The organism is Bacillus sp. V33-4 (assembly GCF_002860225.1).
GTDB classification, from domain to species: domain Bacteria; phylum Bacillota; class Bacilli; order Bacillales; family Cytobacillaceae; genus Bacillus_BJ; species Bacillus_BJ canaveralius.
Genome location: NZ_PGVC01000030.1, coordinates 16403 through 28677, shown reverse-complemented (window position 1 = coordinate 28677; position 12275 = coordinate 16403). Strand labels below are relative to the sequence as shown.

At 37.8% G+C, this 12275-nt stretch carries 10 protein-coding genes; 4 read left to right on the top strand and 6 right to left on the bottom strand.

Translation table 11 applies throughout. The features are described from left to right. Window positions 1-70: 70 nt before the first annotated feature. Together CVD23_RS11990 and CVD23_RS11985 are read left to right on the top strand one after the other, a co-directional pair. Window positions 71-769 (top strand): sigma-70 family RNA polymerase sigma factor, encoded by a 699-nt coding sequence (locus CVD23_RS11990; RefSeq protein WP_101578704.1) that lies wholly within the window; start codon window positions 71-73, stop codon window positions 767-769. Further along, on the top strand, window positions 763-2022 hold the full coding sequence (locus CVD23_RS11985; RefSeq protein ID WP_101666146.1) for an anti-sigma-I factor RsgI family protein: 1260 nt from the start codon (window positions 763-765) through the stop codon (window positions 2020-2022). Before CVD23_RS11990 ends, CVD23_RS11985 begins: the two co-directional genes overlap by 7 nt. A gap of 62 nt (window positions 2023-2084) precedes the next feature. On the opposite strand, the gene CVD23_RS11980 is transcribed toward CVD23_RS11985, so the two are convergent. The 5 genes from CVD23_RS11980 to CVD23_RS11955 all read right to left on the bottom strand — a co-directional run bounded on the left by CVD23_RS11980 (window position 2085) and on the right by CVD23_RS11955 (window position 7205). Next, window positions 2085-2528: a hypothetical protein gene (locus tag CVD23_RS11980; RefSeq protein ID WP_101666145.1), complete on the bottom strand. Its 444-nt coding sequence runs from the start codon at window positions 2526-2528 to the stop codon at window positions 2085-2087. Between the two features lie 182 nt (window positions 2529-2710). After that, the gene (locus tag CVD23_RS11975; RefSeq protein ID WP_257988372.1) at window positions 2711-3271 is read right to left on the bottom strand and encodes a helix-turn-helix domain-containing protein; all 561 of its coding nucleotides are present in this window, start codon (window positions 3269-3271) and stop codon (window positions 2711-2713) included. A gap of 87 nt (window positions 3272-3358) precedes the next feature. Further along, window positions 3359-5068, bottom strand: a complete 1710-nt coding sequence (locus tag CVD23_RS22990) for a methyl-accepting chemotaxis protein (RefSeq protein WP_257988371.1) — start codon at window positions 5066-5068, stop codon at window positions 3359-3361. A 43-nt stretch (window positions 5069-5111) separates the two neighbouring features. Beyond that, entirely contained in the window at window positions 5112-5858 is a 747-nt protein-coding gene (locus CVD23_RS11965) for an EAL domain-containing protein (protein ID WP_101666144.1), read from the bottom strand. A gap of 855 nt (window positions 5859-6713) precedes the next feature. Continuing rightward, on the bottom strand, window positions 6714-7205 hold the full coding sequence (locus CVD23_RS11955; protein WP_101666142.1) for a sigma-70 family RNA polymerase sigma factor: 492 nt from the start codon (window positions 7203-7205) through the stop codon (window positions 6714-6716). 327 nt (window positions 7206-7532) lie between these two features. Between CVD23_RS11955 and CVD23_RS11950 the strand changes: the two genes are divergently transcribed. Beyond that, entirely contained in the window at window positions 7533-8003 is a 471-nt protein-coding gene (locus CVD23_RS11950; protein WP_101666141.1) for a hypothetical protein, read from the top strand. Between the two features lie 54 nt (window positions 8004-8057). Here the strand turns inward: CVD23_RS11950 and tagU are convergent, their stop codons facing one another. After that, a complete protein-coding gene (tagU, locus tag CVD23_RS11945) occupies window positions 8058-8990 on the bottom strand; it encodes a polyisoprenyl-teichoic acid--peptidoglycan teichoic acid transferase TagU (protein ID WP_101666140.1) in 933 nt (310 codons plus the stop codon). A 1064-nt stretch (window positions 8991-10054) separates the two neighbouring features. Here tagU and CVD23_RS11940 point away from each other — a divergent pair. Continuing rightward, window positions 10055-11425, top strand: coding sequence for an N-acetylmuramoyl-L-alanine amidase (locus CVD23_RS11940; RefSeq protein ID WP_257988369.1), 1371 nt, complete (start codon window positions 10055-10057; stop codon window positions 11423-11425). Window positions 11426-12275 lie beyond the last annotated feature (850 nt).

The following is a 12275-nucleotide window of genomic DNA, read 5'->3' as shown; positions in this document are numbered from 1 at the left end:
TTTAAAAAGCTTCTTTACCCCTTTAAACTTTAAAAGTATGATTATCTAGTAGGCATTCGGGGGTGGTCAGTTGCAAGATTCAGAGCTTGGTATATTAATTTCAGCAGCGGTAAACGGGAACGAAATAGATAGAGAAACAATCATTCGCCATTACCGACCATATATCATTAATACGGCCGGCCATATTACCGGTCGTTATATTAACTGGAGCGAAGAAGAGGCGAGTGTCAGCTTACTGGCTTTTAATCGTGCAATTGATACATATAACAGCCAGCGAGGCAGAAGCTTCTTAAATTATGCCTATCTTCTTATCAAAAGAGATCTGATCGATTTTTTTCGAAAAGAACAAAAGGCAGATCGTCTCAATCAAGATGAAGAATGTGAGGAAAAGCAATCTCTTAAATCTTACCAGCAAACTTTACAGGAAAAAGAACTGATTGAGGAAATTTTGGAGTTTAAGAAGAGCTTAAACGAATTCGATATTCTTTTTGAAGAGCTGGAGCACTATGCTCCAAAACATAAAGATTCAAGGGATAAAATGATTTTAATGGCACACCAGTTTGTCGGCTTTCCTGAATTGGTGGAGGATTTTTTGAAGAAAAAACGCCTGCCTGCGACACTCTTTAGCAAAAAAACGGGCTATTCTATTAAAACGGTCGAAAGGCACCGAAAATATTTAATCACGTTAATCATACTAAGGCTGCATCCGGAATGGCGCCAGTTGACTCAATATATCAGCATTCCAGCGGGAGATGAACAATTATGCTGAACAATACAATCTATCAGGGAATTGTTATAGAGGTGAACCAGGAATATGTGGTGATAATGTGCGAGGGCGGTATTTTTAAAAATATTCCCTGGCCTGAAGATGGTGTGCCTCGGATTGGCCAGCTTTACACCTATTCTGAAAAAAGCACCAGTCGGTTCCGGCCAATTAAATATTTATCACTTGCTGCAATTTTGGTGCTCTCTGTAATCGGTTATTTTCTTTTCAATTCGCAGACTCAACAAGATTCGTATGTAGTCGCAATTGATATTAACCCTTCCGTTGAAGTTCATATCGATAAGCAGTTGAATATACTGAAAGTTATTCCTGTAAATGATGATGGACAGGAAGTAATTAAATCGATCTCAACAGAAGATGAAAATTTATATACATTTATTGATGAATTTATCCGCCATACTGTCAAAAAGAAATATTTGAAAACGGATAAAAAAGGGCTGGTAGCAGTTACGGTTGTGCCGCTTAGAGGAAATTTGGATGAACTGGATGATGATATCCAAAGTGCTTTGACGGTCTCACTTAATGATAATAAGGTCGATGCCGAGGTGTTTATCAAAAAAGAAAATAAAAACACTCTAGATAAAGCCCACAAAGCAAGTCTGTCAATAAATAAATATGTAAGCTATAAGGATCTAATAGACAAAGGCCACAACATCAGTAAAGAAACGATTCGCAGCCGATCAATTGCGGAATTAAAGGAGCTTGGGCAACAACCACGGCAATCCGTTCAGGGGAATAATCATTTAGAAAAGATTAAACCCAACGATAATAAAGCTAAGGTTGAGCACGATGATTTACCTAAAGAAGAATCTTCACCTACTGGAAGTCGTACTCCAGATGTTGGTTCAAACAATAAGTCGGTTCCGAAGGCTGTAAAAAAAGAAGAGATCAATAACAGCAACAATACTTCAAAGGTTGAAATAATTGATAAAGATCAAGAAAATAAACAACCAGCAGGAAACCAAAATCAAGATAATGAACAACAAAATGGGCGAAAACCAGTTCCTGATAACAGTAGTATAAAGGAAGAAGATCAGAATGAGATAGAAAGGGATGATCAAGCACCAGCAGAGAACGAAAATTTCAAGCCTCCTGCAAATGACGATCATCAAGAGCAGGAACAACAAGAAACAGTAGATGGGATGGAGGAAGATGATGCCGATCAAAATGACGAAGAACATGTTCGTGAGAGCAGATATTTAAATTCAGAGAATCCTGAAAAAGATTGGACACAATAAGCCAGAAAAGCACCCTCGCAGGTGCTTTTCTGATTTTAAAATAATAGTAGTGTAACTAACGCTTATTCCATAAAAACAAAATTCGTAAGTATATTCTGTCCGTATTCATTAGTATAATACTCTATTTCAGCATTAGTTCCTGCTGTAATAGTTTCGAAATTCACATTGGATTGGTAATCTTCAATTCTTAAAGCCAGTGGTGTGCCTTCAGGTGTTATTACTTCTATTGAAGCCTGATCAATTTGACCTGAAAACTCTACCTGGTGTTTGTTACTCTCAGTATTAACATTTTCCTCAGAGGTTTGATTATCCACAACTTTATTTTCTTCAGCTGTCTTTGTTTCTTCATTTGATTCTTCGACGACTTCATTTTCTTGATTAGGAGTTTCTGTTGATTCTGCTACACCATCATTATTACCTGATGTTGAATCGTTATTAACCGCTGTTCCACATGCTGCCATTAGGAGAACAACCATCAACAAAGTTAAGAAATTAAGTTTTTTCAATTTAATCACCACCCTATGAGTCGAAATATACATCATTATGTAGAAATTGTCGAGTCCCACAATAAAGGTAAAATTTAACATAATTAAATTAATTTTTTTGCATGTGAAAGTAGTTTTTTTATAATTTCATAATAATTTATTGTTCAAACAAAGTGATTCTAGTATTTATGGATTAAACTGCTTTAGTTAGTCCCCTTCAACCGTTCATATTTCTTCACAACAGAGCTGGGTGTCCGTTTCAGCTTCTCAGAAATGGTTTGCATACTCAGCCCAGCTTGGGCCCATTCTAAAAGCTGCTTTTCCTCTAAAATGGTCCATGGACAATAGTTCCGGGCCTTTTTGTATTTGCGTTCCTCCTTGACCCAATCGGGTTCAGGGGGAAGGGAATAAGGCTGCATCTTTGAAAAATCAATTTTTTCTTTATTATGGGCAGCCCATTTCCAAAATTCCTCGACGTCAATGAATGTGAATTTCTTTTTATATCGGGTAATCTTCTCTTTGTATGGCAGGCCATGCCGGGCAAGCCATCCTATAACTGTGTTTCTGTCTACCTGCAAAATTTTCGCCAGCTCACCGGCGGTAATGTTTCCGGTGCTCGTTTTTGTGTTGGATGTACCCATTTTCCGGATCAGCGTCATTTCCAATGACTTTGGTGACCGGCCCAATTGTTTCGCGATTTCTGATAATGGCCGTTTTCCCAGATTTTCTTTTATAAAAACCAATTCATCTTCTGTATAGATCATAAATTATTCAAAAAATCCTTTCTCCATAAAGTGGCAGGCACCGGAATCCGGCGCCTGCCATGTTGTCTGCTTGCAATTATATAACTGCTAAACTTTGAAACGGCTGATGAGCTCCTGTAAATTCACCGCCATATCTGACATTGAGCTTGCAGATGAAGAGATTTCCTCCATTGCCGCCAGCTGCTGCTCTGTTGCTGCTGCAACCGTTTGTGCATGCAGGGAAGAATCCCTTGAGACAGACGTTACACTCGTTACTGTAGCTGAAACTTCCTGTGCTCCGGCTGACATTTGCTCCGCGGATGCAGCCATTTCATCAATTTGCCCGCCCATGTCTTCCATCGAACCGATAATTTCTTTAAACGCATTTTCAGTTTTTTGGACTATACCCAGGCCTTCTTTTACTTCTGACTTGACTTGGGTGATCGATTCGTTTGAACGCGTCATATCTGTTTGGATTTCTTTAATCATTTCCGAAATTTGCGCTGAAGACTTCTGGGATTGTTCCGCAAGCTTACGAACTTCATCGGCAACAACTGCAAACCCTTTACCATGCTCTCCGGCGCGTGCTGCTTCAATCGCCGCATTCAATGCAAGCAAGTTAGTCTGATTGGCGATATCGGAAATGGTTTTTGTGATTTCACCGATTTCCTGTGATCGTTTATCCAGAAGTTGAATGACCTCGCCACTTTGATTAACGGAACGATCAATAGCATGGATTTGCTCGACGGTGTCGCCTACATATTCTCCGCCTTGTTTCGCCTGTTCTGAGGCCTTTAAGCCAGCTTCTGCGATCGATGAGGACGCTTCCGCAATCAACTGGATGGCGCCTGTAACCTCTTCCAAGGATTTTGACGTTTCTTCAAGGCTTGCCGTTGTATCTTCTGCACCGCTCGAAACCTGTTGAATTGCGGCTGTAATCTCTTTTGTCGCACGGCCTGTTTCCTCCGCTCCTGCTGTGAGCTCTTCGGAAGAAGCGGCAACCTGCTCGGATGTTTGCAGTACCTGGTTAATCATATGCCGTAAATTGTCTTTCATTTGATTGTAGCTGGCGGTCAGTTTGCTGATTTCGTCGCCTGCATCATCATCGACATTTGAAGTAAAATCTCCGCTGCCGGCTTGCTCCATCGCAATTGTGATTTTATCGAGCCTATTTCTTAGTCTTTTTGTAAATAAGACAACAATGAAAAATGCCAGAGGTAAAATAATTGCCAAAGCAATTGCGAATATTATGTAAAAACTGCGCAATGTTTCATCAATAACACTTTGCGAAGCTCCCACATAGAAGATACCGACAGCTTCTCCGCTGCCGTCTTTAATCGGCATATAAGCAGTTTGATAGAAGTTTCCGGCAACCTCAGCTTCACCGTAAAAATTCTTTCCATCTTTTATTACATTGTTGGCTACTTCAGATGATACAGCGGTTCCGACTGCCCGTTTTCCCTCATTCATGACATTTGTTGAAATTCTAGTGTCACCCTGGAAAATGGTGACCGTATCACCTGTGTACTCTCCAATTTCATCGACAATTTCAAAGTTGTCATTCAAGACGACTTTACCTTTTTGAAGCTTTCCGTTTTTAATTGTCCAGTCACCCGGGTATTTTTCATCTATATAGCTTGAGGCAAGGTTTAGGTCGCTTTTCGCTTTTTCAACAGCAACCTTTTTAATTCCTTCCGTTACCTCACGGGAAACAACTGTCCCGATCACGGCTGAAAACAGTACAACAATGCTTAGTACAATTAAATTAATCTTTGTTCCCAGCTTTAAATTCATTTTCATTAACTTCCCCTTGTTCATAAACTACCTCTCTCCCTAAGTCCACTTGTATTGTAATCGATTTCTAATCCATGCTCACTGAAATCTGTTCCTTAAAAGCATCCAATACCATAGGCTTTGCAATATAATACCCCTGCAGCAGTGGCACCCCCAGATTTCTGGCCACTAACAGGTCCTCTGCAGTCTCAACTCCTTCCAGAACCAACACGTTTTTTCTATTCATATATGTAAGCAAATATTGAATGCTTTGTTGTTTAACTAATGATTCTGATAGCTGAGTGGAATATGTATGATCCAACTTAACAAATTCCGGTTCATGGCGCTTAATCTTTTCCAGAGATAGATCAGTAATCGGCAAATCATCAAATGCAAGTTGAAATCCGCTTGATCTTAAAAACTCCAAACGATCTGAAAAAATCTCCTTGTTCCAGCAGTCTTCTTCAACAACAGCTTCATTGATCTCAAAAATGATCTCACCTTTAATATCGGGAAAATGATTAATTAAGCTCTTTATAAACTTCGGAAATTTAGGGTGGATTAATGTTGATGGGAAGACATTAACAAACAGGAAATACTTTTTGAAAAAAGGGTAATTCTTTATGGCGTTCCGGATTGATGCAGTATCAAGTTCATAAAGAAGGCCCGCTTTTCGTGCATCCCCGAAGATCACCAGAGGACTGGTGCCTGCGTCAATCCGAAAAAAAGCTTCATAAGCGAAAATCGAGTTTGTCTCTGTATTCCAAAGAGGCTGATATTCACTGAAGAAAGAACGTTTCTCTAATGTTGCTGAAATATAATTTAGATCACTCATTTAATTCTTCTCCTCTCCTCTGTAGATTCTTCTAGTTTTATAGATTTTGAAATACCAATTAAAGCTGGAATAATTTATAATGAGTAGATATGCCTATTACATTTTACTTAATATCTAGCTTTGTAAATTATATCAATATTCGTGAATTTTTCAACATATTTTTACAAAATAAAACAAAAAACTTCATTTTTCCCCATGAATCCAAATTTAGGGAGCTGTTCCGCATGTAACGGACACGGTTAACATTGCCAGGAATGATTATTTAAAAGGAATATTTAACAAGCAAATCCTGATGGATAACAATGCTTCCCTTGTCAGTTTCAAGAAAGCTCTTAAAATACTGGACAATGAATATAAAGGCTTATTAAAGGCAGATATTTTATATGAAATAAGTAAATATCGAAACTCGGTAAATGAGGAAATGAAAGCTCTTGAGGTGTACCATACTCATCTGAATCCAAACATTTTATTTAGCCACTTTCATGACTTGGTGCTGCCGGTGTTTAAATATTGAAATTAACCGACAAAAATCGCTACTATTAGTCTGAAAATAACTTGAGTTTTAAAAAAAAAGAGAAAATAGTCACATTTTGTTGGGGGTATTAAGGTTTCATTTATGTAAAAAGGCGGTATAAAGAAAGTAATAACTTTTAGAATAGTTTTACAAATCGATTTCATTGAGCGGACATTAAAAAATAGAAGGAGTGGCTGAAAATGAAAATCAAAGCAGGAAGCTGGAGAATGCTTACTTCCGAAGAGAAAATCTTTCTTTTAGAATCAATTAGCCAATGCTCCACTTTAAAGCTGGGCAAAAGGTGAAGATGATCATCTTCACCTTTTGCCATTTCTGTTTTATTAAAGATTACAAGCTGTTAAATGATCCTTAATTATCTCCTTTGCACCTTTTCGCCATGCCTTGACCGCTGACACAGATACAGATTCCTTTTCGGCAATTTCTTTAATTGTCAGACCGTCAAGGCAAGTGTAAAGAACCCATTTAGTTTGTTTCTCAGTCAGCGGCTCACAGTAGGAGAGTAATAGTTTCCTTTCTAACGGCCGATCGGAGCTGAGGTCCTCAATCAATTCCCAAAACTCTTCTTTCGGGTAAACGCTGCGCTCTTCATTCTTCACGTTTTTGGCCAGTTCTGATAAAAGCTTCCCTTTTATATACGTATACGCGTAGTTCAAGAATAACCCTTTCTCTGGATTAAACCTTTGTTTCGCCTCCCACAATCCGATTAATCCAATTTGGTAGAATTCCTCCTCATTCTTATAAATGTTCAGGGAGTGTATTACTTTATGGATCATCGGATTGTATTGCTCGACTAATTGCTCAAAGCTCTCCACTTGAAATTCCTTTCAGGAAAGCGCGCCTATCCTTTTTATTCCCGGGTAGCTAAAACATAAAGGGAACAAAAAAATATATCGAATCGAGAAAACGACGTTATTGGCCACCATAATGATGTTATTGTCGACCAAAATGACGTTATTGACGATGGAAAATGAAAAATAATAAAAATTTTTGAGGATACCGGGAAATTTGCATGGCTGAATCTCGGTTATACTTCCAACCTATTTATTTTGTGATCAAGCAAATTGTTTGTCCTATTAATAATCGTGAATGCCTGTACATATTGTTTTTAATAACAGATATTTTTTAAAGGAGCTTGGTTTATGTACAGAAAGAGAAACTTATGGTTAAAAAGAGGTTTTCTCATAGGGGCAGCAGCATTTGTTTTTTTGATTATTTTCATCGCTCGAATGATCCATCTTGGTCCAGACAATCAAGCTGAAGAAGCGATCGATCAATTTTATCAATATGAACAGGAAGGGGATTTCTCGGAATCATGGAGTCTGTTTCATTCTACAATGAAGGATCGTTTTGAAAGGGGCGATTATATCAAGGATCGAGCTCACGTCTTTATGAATCATTTTGGAGTAAAAACATTTTCTTACGAGATCGGCAAGGTGGAAGAAATAAAAGATTGGAAAATCACGGGGGAATCCGTTCCCATCGCACTTGCATACAAAGCAGAAGTTATCCAAACTTTCAAAGGCAAGTACGGGAATTTTGATATACATCAAGATGTATATGCGATTGAGGAGGAAGGGGAATGGAGAATTAGTTGGGATTATAATCAGTGACGCTTGTCTATGACATGGAAAAAGAGACAGTCCGCAAACGGTCTCTCTATTCTCCTAAATAGCCAAGTGACCTTTTAATTCGTTTTGAAGGCGTAATTTCTCATCATCTGAGACAAGTAAATACCAGACTTTACCGATGTATTGTCCGGTCCCTGTCACAGTCAACTGCTGAATATTTTGTCCTGCGTTCTTATAATGCTTTTGAATATCAACCATTTCGTTGAAAGTTAGATTGGTTTTAATATTATCACCGAGCGCCTCGAAGATACCGCCAAAGCGGGTTAAAGAAGAAAGGCTGGCTCCTTCACTGATTACACCTTGAATAATCTGGCGCTGCCTAAGCTGGCGTCCAAAATCTCCTCTTGGATCCTCATACCTAATTCTTGAATATGTTAAAGCTTTCGCTCCATTTAAAGTTATCTCACCTTTAGGAAAATGAGCACCTTCCACTTTTAAGTCCATATCATTATTTACCGTTATTCCACCAACTGCATCAACGATATCCTCAAAGCCTTCCATGTTGATTTGCATATAATAGTCAATCGGGATATCCAGGAAGTTTTCCACAGTATCCATTGACATTTCCGGTCCGCCAAAAGCATAAGCGTGGTTGATTTTATCATCAAACCCCTTGCCGATTATCTCAGTTCGCGTATCACGTGGAATACTGAGCATTTTAACAGAATTTTCGTTAGGATTAACGGTCAGGACAATCATCGTATCAGAACGCCCTTTGTCACCATCACGTTCATCTACACCGAGCATTAAAACAGAAAAAGGCTCCTGCTGTTCAAAAGTGACCTCTTCGATCCGTTTCTCCGATTTCTCCCGCTTAATCGGCTGATGCATCGTCGAAACAGCATCTGTCAAAGATTTATATACAGTAAAGCCGTATGCACCGGCACCAACAACTAATAGAAGCAATACAATTCCAGTAATGCGAAGCCATTTTCTTTTACTCTTTCCTTTGTTCTTTTCTGATATCATCTTATGAACCTCCAAAATTGGACCCCCGTGGTCTAAATATTAGAATAACAGAAAATTGAAGTATTATATACACAAATATTTACACCTCAACACCTTTTACATAGAACAAGTAGCTGCTATAGATTGTGGAGGGTGGGGGTAATAAAGTAAGAGTTCATTAAAATGTCTAGAGATCTAATATACCTTTAATTGCCGTGTAACGAAAAGCCGCAGGAAGAGAGGCGGGAGAAGCGTTAACTCACAAACAGATACATAGCGGTTACCAATGAAATTCCGGATAATATCAAAAGTACTATTAAACCTATGTTTTAATAATGCGGTTATAATACGAAATCATAGGTTTTATATCGTGAACTTAAGCAAAGAATGAGAATTTGAGAGTGGTAATGTTGCTTTTGAAACGCTTCAGGAAATAGTGTTTGAGTGATTATGATAGTTATACGAAAAATTTCTAGACAATTCGTTGTTAATGAGAAGAGATCACCTGTATAGATGTACATGCCCGAATGTGACAAAGAAAAAGTCTGTTTTTGTATTATTATTGTCCTTAGATACTTGTGGATTGCGCCAAACATCAAAAAGATATGCCATTAAACTATGGCTTACTGCACGATTCAGAAGTTTTTTTCTATTCCTTGTTGATATAATTAAACACTTAGCTCTGTAAATAAGTCAGATTTCCTCAACTAAAATTCATTAAAAAGCTGTGGAGAACAAACTGAACGAAGCATGTATCTAATTCATTTCTAGTCATGAAAGAAGATAGATAAGTTAGAATACCTTGTTTATGTAGAAAATTATGGTATTCAACAAAAAAACTGCAAAAAATGACAAATTAATTTATAATTTTAGGAAGCAGATAGCTAATATTCCAACGAATCTGTTAGGAGGGCTTCAATGACAAAATAGTATTTAGAAATTGTTTGGTATCTCTAACCCAATTCATATATGTTTCTGTGACTTTGTTTAGAGTATTTAAATATAATAAGATTTGCTATTTGCGGTTATGTAGTAAAGTGAACATTAGTCTATTAATTTAAGTTATATCAGAATAGGAGGAAAAAATGAGAAAGGATTCTACCATCTTCAAGTTATTAACATCTTTGTTGTTATGCATGAGTACAATAGGAGTCTCAAATATTACTGCTGAGGCAGGAACTGTAAAGATCTTCATTGATCCTGGCCATGGAGGAAATGATCCGGGAGCTGTGGGAAACGGTATTAGAGAAAGTGATATAAATTTACAGATTGCCTCAAGAATCCGAGATATTCTTTTGAGCGAATATACTAGAGTTTCTATTTTAATGAGCAGAGAAAACGATGTCACAGTAAGCTTATCTGATCGTTCAGGTGCTGCAAATGCATGGGGTGCGGATAGTTTGGTTTCAGTCCATATTAATGCAGGTGGTGGCACCGGGTATGAGGACTATATTCATCCGAGTGCGAATGCTGTTACCATTGCATACCGTGATGCGATGCATTCTGAAATAGCTAAACAAATCGAAATTATAAATCGTGGTAAAAAAACTGCAGATTTTCATATGGTGCGAGTTCCTAACATGCCTTCTATCTTGACTGAAAATGGGTACATCGATAACTCGGCAGACGCTGCCAAATTAAAACAAACTCGTTACATTGAAAAGATCGCCAGGGGACATGTCAATGGGCTGGAAAAAGCGTTAGGTCTTCAACCAAAACGCTTTGAAGTCAATTATATACCGAATAGCGAGTATGTCGGAAAGCGACTTTCAATAAAAACCAATGGTTTATGGTTTTACGATACTCCACGCTGGGATATCAAAGGTGGAGAAGGAGCTATAGGGCACTCCTTTATTATAACAGAAGAGTTACGTGTGAATGGTGCACGGATGTTTAGGTTACACAATAACAAATATATCGCTGGAGATAGTAGACATATTGATGTAAATCCGAAGCCCTCTGACTGGCCATATCAAGTATATGTAAATAATATTACATATTCAAATGCTGTAGAAATAGTTCGTTATTTAGGTACTCACTATCAAAATTCAGGGGTGTTTGGTGAATCTATTCGTATTCCTTTTCCTGTTTATAACACAGCAAAAACTGTTGAAGTCATAAGGAATAGTGAATATGTTGGCAAAAAGCTAATTATTAATACAAATGGTTTATGGTTTTACGACACTCCTCGTTGGGATTTAAAAAGTGGAGAAGGTGGAGCAGGACATACCTTTATAATAACTGAAGAGTTGAGAGTGAACGGTAGCCGAATGTTTAAACTGCATAATTCTAAATATGTTGCTGGTGATCCTCGACATGTAAGTGTTAGTCCAGTACCATTAGATTGGCCATATCAAGTAGTCATCCCTAATGTAACACATGCGCAAGCCAAGCAAATTGTAATTTTCATGGAACAACATTACCCTGATTCTAATGTATGGGGTGAAGCAAAGTAAGTTCACTAGAAAACCCTTCTCAGTTGAGAGGGGTTTTTGTTTAGTTATAAGAAGTATAACATGTTTTAATTATAGTTGGACGATGTCCTAGCAACAGCACGCAGCCTCGAGTAGCTCCGATGCCAAGGAAGTTTTTACAGCCAAAACTCTCCGTACAATAAAAATGTAAATTTTGTTTATCTTTATTTCGCTACGCTTTTTTTGTTGGCATTTTAGTAATTTTCGAATAACCAACTATCTTGTTTAATCCACGAAACATATCATCACATTTCGGTATTGATGATGAGTTGCTTACACTTCTTGCATTACTTGTTAAATGATTGTTGCTGTCTGAGTAGAATCCAATATAACAGTGTGGATATTCTGCATCCTTGAATAACTGCTGCTTTTTCTCCATCAACTGCAATTTGGCCCTTTGGAAACCTTTAATCCACCAATTCTAAAGTCCAAATCATTATTCACAGACCCGTCGACCGCATTAACAAAATTCTTGAATCCTTCCGTACCGAACTTTACATAATAACAATTGGGATATGTAAGAATTATCCACTAGTATTCATAGACTTTTCCACGCCGGCACGCATGTGCATGGTTGATGTTTATCGTATTTTCCCTTTGACAATTTATCGTCCGCTATCATGAGGAATACTTAACATCTTAAGAAGCATTTTGTAGGCTTACTTTAGGACTATGGTTACATCGAAAAGTCCTTTGATCCCCGGATCTTTCATCTATCCCTGAAATGAAAGAATTAGAAAGGATCTTGTTCTTAGAAGTGATTTCTTGTATCCTCTTTTGTAGATTACTCTGGAGTCAATAAGGAGTAAGCACCGGACCAGTTAATGATTTG

Bases quoted from the DNA above. Each gene is read 5' to 3' on its own strand.
- tagU (WP_101666140.1), bottom strand. From the start codon at position 8,990: ATGATATCAGAAAAGAACAAAGGAAAGAGTAAAAGAAAATGGCTTCGC.
- CVD23_RS11940 (WP_257988369.1), top strand. From the start codon at position 10,055: ATGAGAAAGGATTCTACCATCTTCAAGTTATTAACATCTTTGTTGTTA.
- CVD23_RS11950 (WP_101666141.1), top strand. From the start codon at position 7,533: ATGTACAGAAAGAGAAACTTATGGTTAAAAAGAGGTTTTCTCATAGGG.
- CVD23_RS11975 (WP_257988372.1), bottom strand. From the start codon at position 3,271: ATGATCTATACAGAAGATGAATTGGTTTTTATAAAAGAAAATCTGGGA.
- CVD23_RS22990 (WP_257988371.1), bottom strand. From the start codon at position 5,068: ATGAACAAGGGGAAGTTAATGAAAATGAATTTAAAGCTGGGAACAAAG.
- CVD23_RS11985 (WP_101666146.1), top strand. From the start codon at position 763: ATGCTGAACAATACAATCTATCAGGGAATTGTTATAGAGGTGAACCAG.
- CVD23_RS11965 (WP_101666144.1), bottom strand. From the start codon at position 5,858: ATGAGTGATCTAAATTATATTTCAGCAACATTAGAGAAACGTTCTTTC.